The sequence below is a fragment of the Mycolicibacterium fluoranthenivorans genome, from assembly GCF_011758805.1.
GTDB classification, from domain to species: Bacteria; Actinomycetota; Actinomycetes; order Mycobacteriales; family Mycobacteriaceae; genus Mycobacterium; species Mycobacterium fluoranthenivorans.
This window is the reverse complement of record NZ_JAANOW010000001.1, coordinates 792,666-811,628: the sequence shown is the minus strand read 5'-3', so window position 1 is coordinate 811,628 and position 18,963 is coordinate 792,666. Positions and strand designations below refer to the sequence as shown.

Annotated in this window: 19 protein-coding genes; 10 read left to right on the top strand and 9 right to left on the bottom strand. The window is 65.9% G+C overall.

What is annotated here, in order from left to right; genetic code table 11:
• Window positions 1-245: 245 nt before the first annotated feature.
• Window positions 246-1,124: an oxygenase MpaB family protein gene (locus tag FHU31_RS03980; RefSeq protein WP_167156104.1), complete on the bottom strand. Its 879-nt coding sequence runs from the start codon at window positions 1,122-1,124 to the stop codon at window positions 246-248.
• Window positions 1,125-1,247: 123 nt separating this feature from the next.
• Between FHU31_RS03980 and FHU31_RS03975 the strand changes: the two genes are divergently transcribed.
• Both FHU31_RS03975 and FHU31_RS03970 read left to right on the top strand, forming a co-directional pair.
• Window positions 1,248-1,811, top strand: coding sequence for a TetR/AcrR family transcriptional regulator (locus FHU31_RS03975; RefSeq protein WP_167160597.1), 564 nt, complete (start codon window positions 1,248-1,250; stop codon window positions 1,809-1,811).
• A gap of 135 nt (window positions 1,812-1,946) precedes the next feature.
• Window positions 1,947-2,174 (top strand): hypothetical protein, encoded by a 228-nt coding sequence (locus FHU31_RS03970; RefSeq protein ID WP_167156102.1) that lies wholly within the window; start codon window positions 1,947-1,949, stop codon window positions 2,172-2,174.
• A 61-nt stretch (window positions 2,175-2,235) separates the two neighbouring features.
• On the opposite strand, the gene FHU31_RS03965 is transcribed toward FHU31_RS03970, so the two are convergent.
• Window positions 2,236-2,811 (bottom strand): VOC family protein, encoded by a 576-nt coding sequence (locus FHU31_RS03965; RefSeq protein ID WP_167156100.1) that lies wholly within the window; start codon window positions 2,809-2,811, stop codon window positions 2,236-2,238.
• A 143-nt stretch (window positions 2,812-2,954) separates the two neighbouring features.
• Here FHU31_RS03965 and FHU31_RS03960 point away from each other — a divergent pair, with 143 nt between their 5' ends.
• The 4 genes from FHU31_RS03960 (at window position 2,955) to FHU31_RS03945 (ending at window position 7,869) form a co-directional block, all read left to right on the top strand.
• Entirely contained in the window at window positions 2,955-3,524 is a 570-nt protein-coding gene (locus FHU31_RS03960; protein WP_167160595.1) for a TetR/AcrR family transcriptional regulator, read from the top strand.
• Window positions 3,521-4,654 (top strand): alpha/beta hydrolase, encoded by a 1,134-nt coding sequence (locus FHU31_RS03955; protein ID WP_167156098.1) that lies wholly within the window; start codon window positions 3,521-3,523, stop codon window positions 4,652-4,654. The genes FHU31_RS03960 and FHU31_RS03955 overlap by 4 nt, the downstream gene beginning before the upstream one ends.
• The gene (locus tag FHU31_RS03950) at window positions 4,630-5,598 is read left to right on the top strand and encodes a 2-hydroxyacid dehydrogenase (protein ID WP_167156096.1); all 969 of its coding nucleotides are present in this window, start codon (window positions 4,630-4,632) and stop codon (window positions 5,596-5,598) included. Before FHU31_RS03955 ends, FHU31_RS03950 begins: the two co-directional genes overlap by 25 nt.
• A 72-nt stretch (window positions 5,599-5,670) precedes the next feature.
• Window positions 5,671-7,869, top strand: coding sequence for an acyl-CoA dehydrogenase family protein (locus tag FHU31_RS03945; RefSeq protein WP_167156094.1), 2,199 nt, complete (start codon window positions 5,671-5,673; stop codon window positions 7,867-7,869).
• Between the two features lie 9 nt (window positions 7,870-7,878).
• On the opposite strand, the gene FHU31_RS03940 is transcribed toward FHU31_RS03945, so the two are convergent.
• From FHU31_RS03940 to fadD2, 3 genes are all read right to left on the bottom strand, one after another.
• A complete protein-coding gene (locus tag FHU31_RS03940; RefSeq protein WP_167156092.1) occupies window positions 7,879-8,658 on the bottom strand; it encodes an SDR family NAD(P)-dependent oxidoreductase in 780 nt (259 codons plus the stop codon).
• A gap of 74 nt (window positions 8,659-8,732) precedes the next feature.
• Window positions 8,733-10,436, bottom strand: a complete 1,704-nt coding sequence (ctaD, locus tag FHU31_RS03935) for an aa3-type cytochrome oxidase subunit I (RefSeq protein ID WP_167156090.1) — start codon at window positions 10,434-10,436, stop codon at window positions 8,733-8,735.
• Window positions 10,437-10,566: 130 nt separating this feature from the next.
• Window positions 10,567-12,237, bottom strand: a complete 1,671-nt coding sequence (fadD2, locus tag FHU31_RS03930) for a long-chain-fatty-acid--CoA ligase FadD2 (protein WP_167156088.1) — start codon at window positions 12,235-12,237, stop codon at window positions 10,567-10,569.
• A gap of 54 nt (window positions 12,238-12,291) precedes the next feature.
• On the opposite strand from fadD2, the gene ligD reads away from it, so the two are divergent.
• Both ligD and FHU31_RS03920 read left to right on the top strand, forming a co-directional pair.
• The gene (ligD, locus tag FHU31_RS03925; protein WP_167156086.1) at window positions 12,292-13,530 is read left to right on the top strand and encodes a non-homologous end-joining DNA ligase; all 1,239 of its coding nucleotides are present in this window, start codon (window positions 12,292-12,294) and stop codon (window positions 13,528-13,530) included.
• A gap of 222 nt (window positions 13,531-13,752) precedes the next feature.
• Entirely contained in the window at window positions 13,753-14,175 is a 423-nt protein-coding gene (locus FHU31_RS03920; RefSeq protein ID WP_167156084.1) for an STAS domain-containing protein, read from the top strand.
• A gap of 157 nt (window positions 14,176-14,332) precedes the next feature.
• Here the strand turns inward: FHU31_RS03920 and FHU31_RS03915 are convergent, their stop codons facing one another.
• Window positions 14,333-15,133 carry an acyl-CoA thioesterase gene (locus FHU31_RS03915; RefSeq protein WP_167156082.1) on the bottom strand — a complete coding sequence of 267 codons (801 nt, stop codon included), beginning with the start codon at window positions 15,131-15,133 and terminating at the stop codon, window positions 14,333-14,335.
• 216 nt (window positions 15,134-15,349) lie between these two features.
• Here FHU31_RS03915 and FHU31_RS03910 point away from each other — a divergent pair, with 216 nt between their 5' ends.
• On the top strand, window positions 15,350-15,661 hold the full coding sequence (locus FHU31_RS03910; protein ID WP_167156080.1) for a hypothetical protein: 312 nt from the start codon (window positions 15,350-15,352) through the stop codon (window positions 15,659-15,661).
• 54 nt (window positions 15,662-15,715) lie between these two features.
• On the opposite strand, the gene FHU31_RS03905 is transcribed toward FHU31_RS03910, so the two are convergent.
• On the bottom strand, window positions 15,716-16,792 hold the full coding sequence (locus FHU31_RS03905) for an NAD(P)H-dependent amine dehydrogenase family protein (RefSeq protein WP_167156078.1): 1,077 nt from the start codon (window positions 16,790-16,792) through the stop codon (window positions 15,716-15,718).
• A 7-nt stretch (window positions 16,793-16,799) separates the two neighbouring features.
• A complete protein-coding gene (locus tag FHU31_RS03900; protein WP_167156076.1) occupies window positions 16,800-17,819 on the bottom strand; it encodes an aromatic ring-hydroxylating dioxygenase subunit alpha in 1,020 nt (339 codons plus the stop codon).
• Window positions 17,820-17,876: 57 nt separating this feature from the next.
• On the opposite strand from FHU31_RS03900, the gene FHU31_RS03895 reads away from it, so the two are divergent.
• Window positions 17,877-18,551 (top strand): TetR/AcrR family transcriptional regulator, encoded by a 675-nt coding sequence (locus FHU31_RS03895; RefSeq protein ID WP_167156074.1) that lies wholly within the window; start codon window positions 17,877-17,879, stop codon window positions 18,549-18,551.
• On the opposite strand, the gene FHU31_RS03890 is transcribed toward FHU31_RS03895, so the two are convergent.
• Window positions 18,493-18,930 (bottom strand): pyridoxamine 5'-phosphate oxidase family protein, encoded by a 438-nt coding sequence (locus tag FHU31_RS03890; RefSeq protein WP_167156072.1) that lies wholly within the window; start codon window positions 18,928-18,930, stop codon window positions 18,493-18,495. The genes FHU31_RS03895 and FHU31_RS03890 overlap by 59 nt on opposite strands.
• Between the last annotated feature and the right edge of the window lie 33 nt (window positions 18,931-18,963).

Here is an 18,963-nt window from a genome sequence, read left to right as displayed (position 1 = left end):
GCTGAAGTTAGCATTGCATTAACTAACTGTCGAGACGTTCGGGGACGGCTGCGTCAGTGACGCCAGTCACCGGAGCGGGGGCTCGCCGCCCCAGCTGGGCGAATCACTCCGAGTAACGGTCGTCTGCGCATGATTCATGCAGAACTGGATGACTTCGCTGGCAGCGGCGATTCGACGGCGAAAACGACAACCAGCCGACCGGCCTTCTGGCGTAGCACAGCAAATGCGTGTGAGGGCGATGTTCCTCAGATCAGCGGGCGGCCGGTACGGATGCGCCAGTCCAGATCCTTCAGCAGGACGTTGAACGGGAACCGCCGGACGAAACCGGGCGCCGCGTTGTTGACCGTCCGGATCACCTTCATCAACCGGTCGAACCGGCGCTGCCGCTGCTGATCCCAGGGCAGGCGCATCTCGTCCCGGAAGCGCTGTGGCAGGAAGCCGGTGGTGATGAGCCCGGCCCAGTACTCCGCGTACCGCTGCAGCGGACCCGGCAGTCGCACCCCGTGCACACGGGACACCGCGATCGGATACAGGTACTCGCGCACCGCGTCGTCGATGTGCACCTGCTCCAGCGATTCCTCCCAGTACTTGTCGAACGCGGCGCGGTCGGCCGGCCACATCTCCGGGGACACCTGCAGGGTCGTTCCGAGCGTGCTGCCCTCGCGGTAGTGCTGTTCGGCCATCTGCTCGTCCATCTCCCCGACGAACAGCCGGTGTACGTCCACCGCGCCCTTGTACAGGCAGGCCGCCACCCAGAGCTGCAAGTTCTTGTCGAAGGCGTTGTACTGCACCGGGCTCTCCTCGGTCGAGTACACCTGGGCGTGCGCCCGGTTCACCGCGCGCCGGAACGCCGCCTTCTGCTCGTCCGTGCCGCGTCCCGCGACGGCGAGATAGGTGAAAGTGGTACGCGCGCGCTTGATCGGATGCCGGTCGATCCGGCCACTCTCGACCCGGCTCTCCATCACGCCGTAGCCCACTCCGGGCCGCGCCAGCTGCATGATCACGTTGGCAGGACCGGCGAGCAGGGCCACCCCCATCAACCCGTCATCGAAGCCGGCACCCCACTTCGATGCGCGCGTCGAACTCGGTGCGGTCTCGTTGATGGGACGTTCGGCGATCGTCATTGATACCCCTGTCACAAAAGTGAGAACGAATGTTTCCTGATCTTGCCTTTCCGATTGGACAGGTGTCAAGATGGCAGGGTGACGCAGGTCAGGCCGTATCGCGGCGTCGAGGCTCCGCAGCGGATGGCCGACCGGCGCCGCAGATTCATCGACGCCGGGTTGGAACTGCTCGGTGGCGGCACCGAGGAGCTCACGGTCCGCGCCATCTGCCGCCAGTCGGGCGTGGCCACCCGCCACTTCTATGAGGCGTTCGCCGACAAGGACGAGTTCGTCGCGGCGGTGTTCGACTCGGTGGTCGCCGTGATCGCCGCCACCACCCAGGCCGCCGTGGCCTCGGTCCCGTTCGCCGAGCAGAACCGGGCCGGCATCACCAACCTGGTGCGCACCGTCAGCGAGGACACCCGGATGGGCCGGCTGTTGTTCGACCCCCGACTGTCCAACGCCGTGCTGATGCGCAAACGGACGGAACTGGGCGGGGTGTTCGCGGCCCTGGCCGGTCAACACCTGCAAATGGCACTGCAGCGCGACGAGACGCCCCGGATCACTGCCGTGGCGCATTTCGTGGTCGGCGGGGTCAGTCAGGCCATCAACGCGTGGCTCACCGGGTCGATCGCGTTCGGCCAGGAGGAACTCATCGACCAGCTGACCACCTTGCTCGACGGTTTCGTCGACCCCCGGCTGTACTGAGCGAGCCGCCGACTCCCCCGATCGGGGGACACCAGCTTCACCCGGTGTATCCACCGGTCACCCGACAGATCTGACGTGTGATTCCCGGCATTCTTATCTCAACGCAGAAAGCCACTCACACAAGGGATGACGAACATGATCAAGAACCTGAAGGCCGCAGCCCTCGGAGTCTGCACCGCCGCCCTCATCGGCGCCGGAGCCCTCGGCCTGGCCGGCACCGCCGCCGCGGCCACCAGCACCGCCCCGACCGGCCCGGGCTACTCCTACAGCCCCGACACCCACGCCCACCCGGCCCCGACGATGCAGCCCGGCTGGCACGGGCACCACGGCCCCGCCAAGATCGCCGCCCTTCAGGACCGGTAACCGAAAAGCCCGAAGCCCCTTCCCCCTCGCGGCACACGAGGGCGGGAGGGGCTTCGCTTTGTCAGACCGCGGCGCGCGGACGGCGGTCGGCCGCCGTCCGGGGCGCCACCTTTGCCTCGTCCGGATTGAACTCCTTTATCCAGCAGGCGAATTCGAGTGTGATGCCGTCGGGATCCTGAAAATAGAAGGACCGCACGTAGACGCCGGGATGCACCTTCGGCGAGGCCTGCCATTCACTCTCGTCGTGATTGAGCACGGGACCCACGCGGATACCCTTCGCCTTCAGCTTCTCGCGGTACCCGTCGAACTTCTCCGGCGGCACATGGAAGGCCAGGTGGTTCATGGTGGACACGGCGCTGGTGATCTCGCCGAGACCCGGCAGTGCGATCGGCGCCGAGATGCCCGGAACACCGTCCGGCGCATCGGTGAACCAGAAGAACGCCACGCAGTCGCCGTTGCCGGCATCGAAGAAGAAGTGCTGCCCCATACCGCCCGGCAGATCGATCGCCTTGATCAACGGCATGCCGAGCACACCGGAGTAGAAGTCGACGGTGCGCTGCATATCCGAGCACACCAGCGCGACGTGGTTGATGCCGCCGAGCGCGAACTCGGTGTTGGGATTGTCCGGCCTGATCATGATGACGTCCCCTCTGGCGCAGATCCGAATCTGAACCTAACATCAGATTCAGATTCGATCAATGCACGACCCGGACGAGGGGGAACATCGTGACCGCGCGCGTGCAGCTTCCGACGGTCCGGGGCCGCCAGACCGAGGCGGCGATGGACGCGGCCGCACGGAATGTGGTGGCGCGCAAAGGAATCTTGGCCACCACGGTCGCCGATATCGCCGCCGAAGCGGGCCGCTCCACGGCGTCGTTCTACAACTATTACGACTCCAAGGAGGCGATGGTCCGGGACTGGGCCCTGCGGTTCCGCGATGAGGCCCGGCACCGGGTGCGCGCGGCCACCGAGCCCGGTCTGAGCAACGCCGAACGCGCGCATGCCGCGGCCGCCGCGCACTGGAACACCTATCGGCACCGGCTCGCCGAGATCATCAGCGTCTCGCAGCTGGCCATGATCAACGACGACTTCGCGCAGTACTGGGCGGATATCTGCGCACTGCCCATCGCCCTGATCACCGCCATGGTCGAAGACGCTCAGCGCCAGGGTTTCTGCGCAGGTGACGACCCGAAACTGGTGGCGGTGGCTCTGGTGTCGATGCTCAACCAGTTCTGCTACACCCAACTCTCGGGTGACGGCGCGGCCACTGCGGACGACGCCGCCTGCATCACCACGCTGGCCAACATCTTCTACCGGACGATCTACCACAAGGAGAACGTCGCACCATGAGCAAGAGCGCTGCTGCCGGGGTCACCCGCGAATTCGTCGGACTGGACTCACCTACCGCCATCCGGGCCGGCGCCGGCGGTCATCCCTGTCAGGGCCTCTACCATCGCGGCATCGGGCGCAAACCCAAGATCGCGATGATCGCCACGCACTATCAGATCGACTTCTCCGAGCACTATCTGGCCGACTACATGGCCACCCGGGGTATCGGCTTCCTGGGCTGGAACACCCGGTTCCGGGGTTTCGAGAGCAGCTTCCTGCTCGACCACGCCCTGGTCGACATCGGAGTCGGCGTGCGCTGGCTGCGCGAGGTGCAAGGTATCGAAACGGTGATCCTGCTGGGCAATTCCGGTGGCGGATCACTGATGTCGGCCTATCAGGCACAAGCGCTGCACCACCATGTCCGGCCGGCACTCGACGGGATGCGCCCCGCCGCGGGCCTGGCCGACCTGCCCCCCGCCGACGGCTACGTCGCCAGCGCCGCACATCCCGGGCGCCCGGACGTGCTGACCGCGTGGATGGATGCCGCGGTGGTCGACGAGAACGACCCGGTGGCCACCGATCCCGCGCTCGACGTGTTCGAGGCGAGGAACGGTCCGCCTTATTCCGAGGAGTTCGTCGCGCGATACCGTGCGGCGCAGACCGCCCGCAACGAGGCCATCACCGACTGGGCCGAAGCCGAACTCGAACGTATCCGGGCGGCCGGACATTCCGACCGCCCGTTCACGGTGATGCGCACCTGGGCCGATCCCAGGATGGTCGACCCGACACTGGAGCCGACCAAGCGCCAGGCCAATCTGTGCTACGCAGGAACCCCGGTGCACGCCAACCGATCCGCACGCGGGATCGCCGCGGCGTGCACGCTGCGCAACTGGCTCGGTATGTGGAGCCTGCGGCACGCGCAGACCCGCGCCGAACCGCACCTGGCGCTGATCGACTGCCCGGCCCTGGTCATCAACGCCGAACAGGACACCGGCGTGTTCCCGTCCGACGCCCAGCGCATTCATGCCGCACTGGCCTCGACGGACAAGACACTGTGCTCGATCGACACCGATCACTACTTCACCACCCCGGGTGCCCGCAGCGAACAGGCCGATACCATCGCCAAATGGATCGCGAAGCGGTGGAAGTAGTCAAGGTCCTCGCCCATTTCACCCCAGGCGCGAAGGTTCTGGATTTCGTTGCACCGGAATCTGATTGGCTCGATATCCGGTGGTGCGCCGAGGATGACGACGAGACCTTCCACCGCGAACTGCCCGGCGCCGACGTGATCTGGCACGTGCTGCGGCCCCTGTCGGGCCCCGACCTGGAACGGGCTACGCGCGCCAGGCTGATCCACAAGCTGGGCGCCGGCGTGAACACCATCGACGTCGACACCGCCACCCGACGCGGTATCGCGGTGGCGAATATGCCAGGGGCCAACGCGCCGTCGGTCGCCGAGGGCACCCTGCTCCTCATGCTGGCCGCATTGCGCCGGCTGCCGGCGCTGGACCGGGCCACTCGAGAGGGCCGCGGCTGGCCGTCGGATCCCAGTCTGGGTGAGACCGTCCGCGATATCGGCGGCTGCACGGTGGGGCTGGTCGGTTACGGCAACATCGCCAAGCAGGTCGAGCGCATCGTGCTGGCCATGGGCGGCCAGGTGGTGCACACCAGCACCCGCGACGACGGGACGCCCGGCTGGCGCGCACTGCCCGACCTGCTGGCGGCCGCCGATATCGTCTCGTTGCATCTGCCGCTCAACGAACACACCCGTCATCTGATCGGCCCCGACGAGCTGGCGGCGATGAAGCCGGGTGCCGTCCTGGTCAACACGTCACGCGGGCCGATCGTCGACGAGGAGGCCCTGGTCGAGGTGCTGCGATCCGGGCACCTGGCCGCAGCCGGGCTCGACGTGTTCGCCGAGGAACCGGTGCCCGCGGGCGCTGCCCTGCTCACCCTCGACAACGTGGTGGTGACCCCACACGTCACCTGGTACACGGTCGACACCATGCGCAGATATCTGGAGATGGCCGTCGAGAACTGCCGCCGCCTGCGTGACGGCGAACCCCTGGCCCACCTGGTTAACGAAGTGAGATAGCCCCCTGAAGTGGCGCCCGTCACGTCGGGGTACCCTCGTTCCCGACCGACCGGTTAATAGGGAAGGGCACATATGCCTATCGCGATCAATCCTGAGCACAACGACCTGGCCGACTCGGTCCGGTCCCTGGTGGCCAAGGTGGCTCCCGCCGACGTCCTGCACGAGGCACTGGAGACGCCGATCTCCAACCCGCCGAGCTACTGGAAGGCCGCGGCCGAACAGGGCCTGCAGGGGGTACACCTCGCCGAAGAGGTTGGCGGACAAGGCTTCGGCATCCTCGAGCTGGCGATCACCCTGGCCGAGTTCGGCTACGGCGCGGTGCCGGGCCCGTTTGTGCCTTCGGCCATCGCCAGCGCACTGATCTCCGCGAACGACCCGAAGTCCCCGCTGTTGCAGGGCCTGGCCGCCGGTGACACCATCGCCGCCTACGCCATCGACTCCGGACTGACGGCCACCGCCACCGACGACAAGCTCGTCATCCGCGGTGAGGTCCGTGCGGTCCCCGCGGCCGGACAGGCGTCGGTGCTGGTGCTCCCGGTGTCCGGCCTGGGTGAAGCCAGCAGCGTGCAATGGGTTGTCCTGGATGCCGACACCCTGGAGCTCGAGCCGGTGGCCAGCATCGACCCGTTGCGCCCGGTGGCGCATGTCCGGGCCAATGCCGTCGAGGTGGGCCTCGACAAGGTGTTGTCCAACCTCACCCGTACCCATGCCCGTGCGCTCATCGCCACGCTGCTGTCTGCCGAGTGTGTCGGCGTCGCCCGCTGGGCCACCGACACCGCGACCGAGTACGCCAAGATCCGTGAGCAGTTCGGCCGCCCCATCGGCCAGTTCCAGGCCATCAAGCACAAGTGCTCGGGCATGATCGCCGAGACCGAGCGTGCCACCGCCGCGGTGTGGGACGCGTCGCGGGCGCTGGACGAACTCCGCAACGGCGATCCCGATTCCAGGTGGGAGTTCGCCGCCGCCGTCGCGGGCACGCTCGCCCCCGTCGCCTCTCAGCACTGCGCCCAGGAGTGCATCCAGGTGCACGGTGGTATCGGCTTCACCTGGGAGCACGACACCAACATCTTCTACCGTCGCTCGCTGATTCTCGCGGCCAGCTTCGGCCGGGCTGCCGACTACCCGCAGCTTGTCGTCGACACCGCCACCAGCTCCGGGCTGCGCACCCTCAACATCGATCTCGACCCGGACACCGAGAAGCTCCGCGAGGAGATTCGCGCCGAGGTTGCAGCGTTGAAAGCCATTCCGCGCGAAGAGCGTAACGCCGCAATCGCCGAGGGCGGCTGGGTGCAGCCGCATCTGCCCACACCGTGGGGACGCAACGCCGGCCCCGTCGAACAGATCATCACCGCCCAGGAGTTCAGCACCGGGAAGGTCGCCCGCCCCAACATGGGCATCGCGGCCTGGATCATCCCGTCCATCGTGGCCTACGGCACCGACGAACAGCAGCAGCAGTTCCTGTCCCCCACCTTCCGCGGCGAGATGATCTGGTGCCAGCTGTTTTCCGAGCCCGGCGCCGGCTCGGACCTGGCCAGCCTGACCACGAAGGCCACCAAGGTCGACGGCGGCTGGCGGATCACCGGGCAGAAGATCTGGACCACCGGTGCACAGTTCTCCCAGTGGGGCGCGCTACTGGCCCGCACCGACCCGAGTGCCCCGAAGCACAACGGCATCACCTATTTCCTGTTGGACATGAAATCGCCTGGCGTGGAGGTGAAACCGCTGCGCGAGCTGACCGGCGACGCCTTGTTCAACACCGTGTTCATCGACGATGTGTTCGTCCCGGACTCGATGGTGCTCGGCGAGGTCGACCGCGGGTGGGAGGTCAGCCGCAACACCCTGACCAACGAGCGGGTGTCCATCGGCAGCGGCGAACCGCCGTTCCTGGCCAGCCTGGATCAGTTCGTGGCGTTCCTGGCTGAAGGACAGTTCGATCAGATCGAGCAGAATCACGCGGGCAAGCTCATCGCCGAGGGCTACGCCGCCAAGGTGCTCAACTTGCGCTCGACGCTGCTCACCCTGGCCGGTGGCGATCCGATGCCCGCCGCGGCCATCTCCAAACTGTTGTCGATGAAGACCGGGCAGGGTTACGCCGAGTTCGGGGTGTCGTCGTTCGGCACCGACGGCGCCGTCGGCGACAAGCAACAGATCACCGGGAAGTGGGCCGACTATCTGCTGTTCAGCCGGGCGACCACCATCTACGGCGGCACCACCGAGGTCCAGCTGAACATCATCGCCGAACGCCTGCTGGGCCTGCCCCGCGACCCGTAATCGCGTCGCTCAGGGCAGGATCGAGTCGACGTACCCGCCGTCGACCCGCAGCGCCCCTCCGGTGGTGGCCGAGGCCAGCGGCGATGCCAGATAGGTCACCATGTTCGCGATCTCGGCCGGCTCGATGAGCCGCTGCAACAGGGACTGCGGCCGGTACTTGACCATGAACTCGCGCTGCGCCTCCTCCCACGGCAGCGACTTGTCCACCAACTCGTAGACGAAGTCCTCGACCCCGGCGGTGTGCGTCGGTCCGGCGATCACCGAGTTGACGGTCACTCCGGTGCCCGCGGCGTCCTTGGCGAAGCCCCGGGACACCGCCAGCAACGCGGTCTTGGAGACGCCGTAGTGGATCATCTCCTCCGGGATGACGATGGCCGAGTCACTGGCGATCTGGATCGCCCGGCCCCAGCCGCGGTCCGCCATGCCCGGCAGGTAGGCGCGGATGAGCCGCACTGCGGCAAGCACATTGACCTCGAAGTAGGTGCGCCACTGCGCATCGGTGATCTCGCGAGCCGGTACCGCGCCGAAGATGCCGAGATTGTTCACCAGGATGTCGACCTCGGGCAGTTCGGCAAGCAGTTGTGCCGCGCCCTCCTCCGTGCTGACATCGGCGGCCACCCCGAAGGCGGTGCCGCCGAGACCGCGCACGGCTTCGTCGACGCGGGCTGCGGTGCGGCCGTTGACCGCCACCCGCGCCCCGCTGCGGGCCAAACCCTCGGCAATGGCCAAACCGATGCCTTGGGTGGAGCCGGTGACGAGTGCGGTCTTTCCGGAGAGGTCGATGTTCATGACATAGTGTTACCCGCGCGCCCGGTCCTCTATTCCCGAACGGCCATCACCCCCGGTCGGGACCCTCGGGTCGGTCAGTGCGCGCCTTCGCCTCTGCCCACGTGGGCCTCCGCCCGCAGCCGCTCGACCATGTGCGGGTAGTGCAGCTCGAATGCCGGCCGCTCCGAACGGATCCGGGGCAGCTCGGTGAAGTTGTGCCGCGGCGGCGGGCACGAGGTGGCCCACTCCAGCGAGTTGCCGTAACCCCACGGATCGTCCACCGTCACCGGCTCGCCGAACCGCCAGCTCTTGAACACGTTCCAGACGAACGGCAGCGTGGAGATGCCCAGGATGAAGGCACCGATGGTCGAGATGACGTTCAGCGTGGTGAACCCGTCGGTGGGCAGGTAGTCGGCGTAGCGGCGCGGCATGCCCTCGTCACCCAGCCAGTGCTGCACCAGGAAGGTGGTGTGGAAGCCGATGAAGGTCAGCCAGAAGTGCAGCTTGCCCAGGCGCTCGTCGAGCAACCGGCCGGTCATCTTCGGGAACCAGAAGTAGATGCCCGCGTAGGTGGCGAACACGATGGTGCCGAAGAGCGTGTAGTGGAAATGCGCCACCACGAAATAGGAGTCGGTGACGTGGAAGTCCAGTGGCGGGCTGGCCAGCAGCACACCGGACAGGCCCCCCAGGAGGAAGGTCACCATGAAGCCGACCGAGAACAGCATCGGTGTCTCGAAGGTCAACTGCCCCTTCCACATGGTGCCGATCCAGTTGAAGAACTTGATCCCGGTGGGCACCGCGATCAGGAACGTCATGAACGAGAAGAACGGGAGAAGGACCGCACCGGTGGCGTACATGTGATGCGCCCACACCGCCACCGAAAGGGCGCCGATACCGAACGTCGCGTAGACCAGCGTGGTGTAGCCGAAGATCGGTTTGCGGGAGAACACCGGCACCACTTCGCTGATGATCCCGAAGAAGGGCAGCGCGATGACGTACACCTCGGGATGGCCGAAGAACCAGAAAAGGTGCTGGTAGAGCAGCATCCCGCCGTTGGACGGATCGTAGATGTGCGCACCGATGCGGCGGTCGGCGGCCAGGCCGAACAATGCTGCCGTCAGCAACGGGAAGATGACCAGCACCAGGACCGAGGTCACCAGGATGTTCCAGGTGAAGATCGGCATCCGGAACATCGTCATACCCGGGGCACGCATGCAGACCACGGTGGTGATCATGTTGACGGCGCCCAGGATCGTGCCGAGACCGCCGACGGCGATACCCAGGATCCAGAGATCCGAACCTGCACCCGGACTGTGCACGGCATCCGAGAGCGGGGTGTAAGCCGTCCACCCGAAGTCCGCCGCACCACCGGGAGTGATGAAGCCGGCGAGCGCGATCAGCGCACCGAACACGAACAACCAGAAGGACAGCGCATTCAGCCGGGGGAACGCCACATCGGGGGCGCCGATCTGCAGCGGCAGAACAAGATTGGCGAAGCCGAACACGATCGGGGTGGCGTAGAACAGCAGCATCGCCGTGCCGTGCATGGTGAACAGCTGGTTGAACTGCTCATTGGACAGGAACTGCAGCCCCGGCGCCGCCAGTTCGGTGCGGATCAGCAGGGCCATCAGCCCGCCGATCATGAAGAAGATGAAGCAGGCGACGCAGTACATGATGCCGATCAGCTTGTGATCGGTCGTCGTGATCAGCTTGTAGATCAGATTGCCCTTAGGGCCCATGCGAGCGGGAAAGGGTCGGCGTGGTAGGACGTCCGGGACTGAGGGTGCTTCGGCTACCACATTCGTCTCCCCGGCCTTGCGGCGTGATCGGCACTGGACTGTCAGAGCACCTCAACTCTGCGACCTGTCCGCGTCTCGATCTAGGGACTAAAGTCCCGACTGCGCAGCCGACCGGGGGATCTTCAGGGCATCACAGTTCACGCAGCTCGCGTTTGAGGATCTTGCCGGTCGGGTTACGGGGCAGCTCGTCGAGGAAGATCACCTCTCGCGGCACCTTGTAGCGGGCGAGATTCTCCTTGACATACGTCTTGATCGCCTCTTCGTCGACGGACGCACCCTCGGTCTTCACCACGAAAGCACGCAGCCGGTGCCCCCACTCTTTGTCCTCTACGCCCAGGGCGGTGGCCTCGACCACCTCCGGGTGCCCGCTGATGAGGTCCTCGACCTCGGCGGGGAAGACGTTCTCGCCACCGCACACGATCATCTCGTCGTCGCGGCCCGATACGTACAGCAGACCGCCTTCGTCGAAGTATCCGACATCACCGGAGGACAGCATTCCGTCGATGATCTGCTTACCGCCGCCGCCGGTATACCCCTCGAACGGGAAGGTGTTACGCACGAAGATGCGGCCGATCTCGCCCTGCGGAAGCTCAATCCCGTTGTCGTCCAGGATTTTCACTGTGATGCCTTTGACCGGGGGACCCACCGTCGCAGGATTCTTGGACAGGTCCTTGGGCCGGGCGATGGAGGCGAACGCGATCTCGGTGGACCCGTACAGGTTGTAGATCACCGGACCCAGGTCCTTCAATGCCCGGGTGGCCAGCTCCGCACCCAGCTGCGAACCGGATACGAACACGATCCGCAGGCTGGACAGATTGGGCTTCGGCTGGGTTTTCTCCAACTCGTCGAGTATCCGGGACAGCATCACCGGCACGACCACGATCGCGGTCACCTTGTGCTTCTCGATATCGGCGAGCACGGTGGCCGGTTTGAAACGGCGGCGCAGCACCAGGGTGGTGCCCAACATCATCGCGATGGTGGCGTGCAGGAAGCCGAGTGCGTGGAACATCGGGGCCGGCAGCGAGGTCACCTCGCCGGACTTGAAGGGCACGTGTGACAGCACGCCGCCGATCGGCGCGAGCGACGGCGGGGTGCTCCGGTTGGCGCCTTTGGGGGTACCGGTGGTGCCGCTGGTCAGGATGATCACCGAGGAGTGTTTGGTGGCCTTGGGCGCGGGCTGCTTGCTGCTGCGCTTGATGAGATCGGCCAGGGCGTCGTCGGTACTGCCCGACGGCGCGTCCGTGTCCGGGTTGGTGGCCAGGGCGCGCAGCTTGCCCAGTGCGGGTTCGGCCTGCGCCACCGCCGCGGTGTACTCGTCGTCGTAAATGACCAGCTTGGCGCCCTCACGCTCGGACACCTCTTTGATCTGCGGGCCGGAGAACTCGCTGTTGAGCAGGATGATGCGGGCTCCGACCCGGGCCGCGCCGTAGACGCTGATCAGAAACCAGCGGTGGTTGCGGATCAGCAGCGCGACACCGTCGCCGCCTCTGACGCCCATATTGCGCAGGCCGTTGGCCACGGCGTGCGCAGCTTCATCCAGTTCGGCGAAGGTGATCTCGCCGTCGTCGTCGATGATGGCGGGTCGGTCCGGGTAACGCCGCGCGTTGAGGGCCGGGATCATGCCGAACTCTCCCCAGCGGCGGATGTCGGCGAGCATGGCCACGAAGTTCTGCGGCGGCTCGAGCTTGAATGCGCCCGCTTCGAACATCTTGCGGGCGTAGTGCAGCTCCGCCGAGCCGCGGTCGAAGTACTGCTGGGCTTTCGCGGCCACCTGCGCCGGCAGGTCGAAAAGACTGGGCATATGGCCACAATATGTGACACACGTCGCACCCGGGTCGGTAACTACCATGGGGCCATGGCCGAAGCGGTCTCGCTGGAGGTGGGCGGCCGGCAGGTACCGATCAGCAATCCGAGCAAAGTGGTCTTCCCCGACGCAGGGGTCACCAAACGGCAGCTGATCGACTACTACCTCGCCGTCGCCGATGGGGCGCTGCGCGGTGTCGCGGACCGGCCGATGATCCTCAAGCGTTTCGTCAAGGGCATCTCCCAGGAGGCGATCTTCCAGAAACGTGCCCCGGAGAAGCGGCCGGACTGGATCGAGGTCGCCGAGCTCAAGTACGCCTCCGGCACGTCGGCCAAGGAAGCCGTGCTCACCGATGCGGCGGGACTGGTCTGGGCGGTCAACCTCGGTTGCGTCGACCTCAACCCACATCCGGTGCGGGCCGCCGACCTGGACCATCCCGATGAATTGCGGATCGATCTGGATCCGATGCCCGGGGTGGAATGGGAGCAGATCCTCGCCGTGGCACAGGTGGCGCGTGAGGTGCTCGACGATCACGGTCTGACGGCGTGGCCGAAGACCTCGGGTTCGCGCGGATTCCACATCTATGCCCGGATCCACCCGCACTGGCCGTTCAGACAGCTCCGGCTGGCCGCCGAGACGGTGGCCCGGGCGGTCGAGCAGCGCGCGCCGCACCTCGCCACGGCGCGCTGGTGGAAGGAAGAACGCGGTGAGCGCGTCTTCGTGGACTTCAACCAGAACGCCAAGGACCGCACCGTCGCCTCGGCGTACTCGGTGCGGGCCACCCCGGACGCCCGGGTCTCCACTCCGCTGCACTGGGCGGAGGTACCGGGGTGCCGAGCCGAGGCCTTCACCATCGCGACCGTGCCCGCACGGCTGGCCGATATCGGCGATCCGTGGGAGGGCATGGACGACGCGCCGGGCGGGCTGGAGCCACTGCTCGCCCTGGCCCAGAAATTCGGGCCCGCAGAGAAGCGAGCGAAGCCGGCGAAGGCGTCCGGTGGCACGGGCCGGCGAGTGTCACAGATGCCGCTCATCGAGGTCGCCCGCACCAAGACCCGGGATGAGGCGCTGGCCGCATTGGACGTGTGGCGGGCTCGCCACCCCGCGGCCGCCGACCTGCTCGCACCGGTCGACGTGCTGGTCGACGGGATGCGTGGCCCGAGTTCGATCTGGTACCGGGTACGCGTCAATCTGCAGCACGTTCCCGAAGACCAACGCCCGCCACAGGAACCACTGATCGCCGACTATTCGCCCTGGGTCGGTTACACCGGCGGACAATTTCGACGCTGAGACCGGATTGAGGCTACTCAACGGTAAGTTGCCGTCAATTATTGAGGAGTACTCTTAGAGAAGACGAAATCTGTTGTGCTGCAACAGAATAGAAAACTCTCAGCAAAACCTTACCGGCTCATCAGGCGCAGTTCTTAGCAAAGTATTAATGCGTACTCCCAGGTACCTTAAATTCGCCGGATAACTTCGGTGTTAGTTCGAAGCACCGAAGGGAGGCATTACATGACGATCGCATTCAGGTACGGCAATCCGGCGGTCAACTGTGACGGTGCCCAGCTGCGCGCACAGTGCCGCCATCTGGCGACCGTGGCGACGCTCACCGGAGTCATCGACGACGCCAACTTCGACCTACTCACGCATCGGGTCCGGCAGATGGTGCTCACCGAGAAGCCGTTCGTCCTCGATCTCAGTGGCGTGACGGGACTGTCCGCGCGCGGCGTGTCCCTGCTCTACGGACTCGATGACGAGTGCGACCTCGCCGGTGTCGAATGGGCACTGGTGGCCAGCCCGCAGGTGCTCGACATTCTGCGGCTCCTCGACGACGCCTTCCCGATCACCGCATCGGTACCCGAGGCGCTGCATCACTTCGCCGAGGGCACCCTGGCCCGCCGGCGCCTGCTCCCGCTCCTGCACAAGACCGCATAACAAAGAAAGGCGGATCACATGTTGCTCGATGTTCGCTGGTTGACCGCGCTGGTTCGCCGTCACCGCAAGCACGCCCACTAACCGCATCACCAGGAAGCCTGACCGGCGAGTCGCGCGACTCGCTGGTCAGGCTTTTTTCATGTTCAGCCCAGCGCGTTCAGGCCTTGTAATAGACCAGCTGATGCGTGGTCGCCAGCAGATCGCCCGCCCGGCTCCAGATCTGCGCCGATTGATCGAAGTGCCCACCCGAGAACCCCTGGGCACGTGCCGTGGCGAGCAGGTATCCGTCACCCTGCTCGGCCAGTTCAGCCGGACCCGCATGGAAGTACGCGGTGAACGAGATGGTGCCCGCAGGCAGCAGCTGCCCGCGCCGCAGCCAGAGACGCGGATAGAAGATGTCGCACAGCGAGGTGAGTGAGGCGAAATCGATCGGGCGGGCAGGTCGATCGCGAACCCACAACGTCGTCGTCGATGTCGTTGACTCACCGGCACCGGCAGCGGGCAAGGCACCATCGATGAATCGAAGGTCGTAATTCCTGGTCCATGCCACCCCGAACCCGGCGCTCGCGTCCTCGATCGACTCCGGGGCGCCCACGTCCGGGCGGCCGATCTCGGTGTCGGCCCAGGTCTCCCGGCGTACCGCGAACACCGCGGTCGCCGTGGTCTTCACCTCACCGTTCTGACTCAATTCGACGTACCAGTGCTGGTTGGACCGGTTGGTTCGCACGGCCCGTGCCCGAATGTCGAAATCCCCGTCGGCGATCGGCGCCAGATAGTTCACCGTGAGCGCCACCGGAAACCCGTGCACGTCACTCTGGAGCTCGACGGCCCGCAGCAGTGTGGCCGCGGTGATCCCGCCGAACGGGCCCACCATATTCGCCCATTGCGGAACCGTCCGCCCTCGTAACAGGCCGTCGCCCAGGGCTTCCAGGGCGATCCCGTCGTCGAACACCGTCATCGGTGTCACTTTACCCGGGATCCTTTGACAGGCTAATCAGTAGGTCACCGGAAGCGGCGAGCGGGACCGGGGCCGCGATGCCACTGCGGGAAACCCGAACGCTGCCCGTCGGTTGCAAGTATCCGTAAAGCCTGCTGATGCAGCGATTTTCCGGGAATGCCGGGTACTGGAACCCTCTTGATCCTTGCATCATCGGCATCGTGTGAAGGAGCGGAGATGCAGGATTTCCAGAAACGAGTGTGTGCAGTGGTCGGCGGCGGGGCGATCGCCGTCGGCCTGTTGATCGACGTCATCGGCAGCGCAGCGCCGTCCACCATCGTCGCCGGCGGGTCGGGGGATTCCTCGACCACCGGCACCTATTCGTCGCCCGTGGTGCCGGCCATGACGATCAACGCCACCGGGAACATGAAGCTCGGCTCGACCGCGACAGCTGAGATTCCCGCGTCGACGCCGGCCATCTCGCTCGCGGCACCCACCTACAAAGCCACCGCGGCGGCGACCTGCGTCAACAACGGCCAGTGCCCGTGATCACCGCTGAGCGCGGCGCCCACCTTCGGCACCGGAGCGGACCTGCGCCCCAGGTTATTTGAAGCGGCCGGCGAAACCGCGCAGGGGCAGGTCCGCACTGGTGAGCAGCCCCGGTGCAGCGGCGACGACGGACCGGATGGCGTGCAGCGCAGGCATACCGGTGACCGTCATGCCGATCGAGGCGAAGTTGTCGGGGTTCGACAGGTCCACACCCGGTTTCGGGAAGATCATGTGCTTGTTGTAGACACACGGGTCGCCCTTGATCTGAGTAATGTAGCAGCCCTTGATATCCCAACTCGGATCCGTATGCGGGGTCATCTGCCATTCGAGATGCGTCTCGACCCGCGGCACTCCGTCGACCATGCCCTGGTACTTGATGTAGTTGCCGCCCAGGGAACCCTTCGGCAGCACGTACCAGCCCAGGTCGACGTCTTTGGTGCATGCGCCGAGCTCGTAGCTGAACGTGACCTCGTCGAGCTCGAGTCCGAAGCAGTCGGCCATCATCAGCACGCTGTCGGCGAAGACCTCGGTGTACTTGCGCAACTTGTCCGGAATCGACGGATCATCAACGGGCAGACCGTATCCCACCTCGATCCAGGTGTCCTTACTGTGATGGCAGGACACGTCGACGGATTCGATGGTGGTGACGTTCTCGATCTCCGCGACGTCGGCCGAGCAGACCACACCGAGGATCTGGTTCAGACCGGGGTTCATGCCGGTGCCGTAGAACGTGGCACCACCCTTCTCGCACGCCTCGGCGAGTACTTGGCTGACGGGCTTTCCGGACGGGTGCGGGTGGTTGGTATCCCGGTGCCGGCCGGTGATCCAGTCGGCGGTGGTGACGATATCGATCCCCGCCTCCAGGACCTGGACATACAGATCCTCATCGGGGAACACCCCGTGAAAGGTCAGCACATCGGGCTTCGCCGCGATGATCTCGGCGATCGTGCCGGTGGCGATCACCCCGTTCGGCGCTGCGCCCGCGAGTTCACCGGAGTCCCGTCCGACCTTCTCGGGCGAGTAGCAGTGCACGCCGACGAGTTCGAGTTCGGACTGCGCGGCGTACCGCTTGATCATCTCGGAGCCAACGTTGCCGGTGGCCACCTGGAATACCCGGATCGGTGTATTCATATGCCTGTCAACCCTTCTGGTGTGCGAGGTCCGCGGCGCTTCCGCCCCGGCCGTCGGGATAGAACTGCATGGCCCACGTGCGAATCGCCGTGAAACCCTCGTATTCGGAGGTCGACAGCGCCGGCGGATCCGAATAGCGCTGGTGACTCCAGATGTGGATGTCCTGGGCGAACTGACGGATGATCTCCTCGCCGAACGCGACGGCCTTGGCCTCCGCCCTCGGTGAATCCTTGCCGGGCACCCGCCCGATGTAGGCCATGAAGCGCACGTCGGACGTGCGGTCGTCGACGGGCGTGATGGCCGAGATGGTGCGATTGTCGACCATCCCCCAACTCTTGGTCACCGCGATGCCGAGTCCGCCGTTGATGGCCTCCACGCCACTGCGGACATCGTCTATCGACTGTTGCTCGTCACCTTCGAACGTGATGGTGAAGTCCACATACGAGGTGGGCTCGGCAAAATCGTGCCGGGTGAACACCGGCACGATCGGGGTTTGATGCACGTACTTGAAATGTGCGAAGTCGACCCCGTTTTCGAGGACGTACTGCGGGTGCAACTCGAGTGCTTCACGGTGCAGGCGCTGTTGCGGCCAGTAGTCCGCGATGGTGCTGCTGTCCCCGAATGCGGCGAACACATCGGGCACGTCGAAGAAGGGCTCGCGTCCCTCGGTGTCATGCCAGATGTAGATCGACTGATTGAGTTCGGCCACCGGGTAGGTGCGCATACGGCGACCGCGGTTGGGACGTGGTTCGTACGGGATGCAGACGTTGCGGCCTTCGGCGTTCCATTGCCAGCCGTGGAACGGGCACTGGATGACCTCACCGACGACGTGGCCGCCGAAGCCGAGGTGGGCGCCGAGGTGTTCGCAGTACGCGTTCATCACCGTGACCTGGCCCGATTCGGCACGCCAGGCCACCATTTCGGTGCCGAAGTACTTCATCGCATGTACGTCGCCCACACCGATCTGGTCCGACCAGGCAACCTGGAACCAGCCCGTCGGTTTCATGGATAGCGGCGGTTTTGCCATGAGCCCTAGAATCACAGAGGGTTCTATCAAAGTCAACCATCGCGTAGCATTCGCGTGATGACCGAAGCCGCCGAACGCCGCACCAACCGGCGCGGCGCAGCGTCCCGCGAAAGCATGCTGGAGGCAGCGCTGCACGCGTTGGCGTCCGGCGAGCCGGGGTCGGTATCGGGTAATCGGATCGCCAAGGACGCCGGGGCCACCTGGGGCACGGTGAAATACCAATTCGGCGATATCGACGGGCTGTGGGCGGCGGTGCTGCGCTTCACCGCCGAACGGCGCGGCGAACTACCGTCCCGGGCCGCGCCGCACGGCCCGCTCGCCGTGCGCGTCTCGGCCATCCTCGACGTCATGTACGACGGGCTGACCGCGACGGACTCCCGCGCCATCGAGAATCTGCGTGCGGCACTCCCCCGCGACCGCGCCGAACTCGAGCGACTGTTCCCGCAGACCGCGTCGGAATTGGCGTCCTGGCAGCGGACCTGGATCGAAGCCTGCCAGAAGGCTTTTGCCGATCTCGATGTCGACCCGGCCCGGGTGCGGGAGGTGGCGCTGTTCATCCCCGGGGCGATGCGCGGCATCACCTCGGAGCGGCAGCTCGGCAGCTATATCGACCTCGATGAGGCCCGTCGAGGCCTGTCCAACGCGATCGTGGCCTACCTGGAGGCGTCGCGCCTCACCCCAGACCGCAACCCCACTCCGGTTCGGTGCCGAAAACAAAACGGCGGCCGCTGATCTCGACCGGGTTGATCCTCAGATAGCGCTGTTTGATGGTGGCCGTCCACGGCAGCACCTGGGCCCGGTCGGCGGCGGCGATGTCCGCCGCGGTGTCGAGCACCTCGGCCACCCCCTTGACCACCACACTCCAGGCGTGTTCCAGGCCGTGGTCGTCGGCCTCCAATGCCACCCGGTCGTTGAGCACGATCTCGGTGAGCTTGGCGCCCTCCGCGGTCCGGATGATGATCTGGCGCCGCGCGACGACGAAGTTCACCGGGAACACGTCGGGCTGTCCGCCGACACTGGTCGCCAGCCGGCCCAAGGTTACCGAGGACAGCAGATCCCAGCTCTCGTCCGCGCTGAGCACCGTGATGGGCGAGTCGTCCGAAGTCGTCATGGCGGTCACGTTAATGGACGCCGGCCGCCGCCC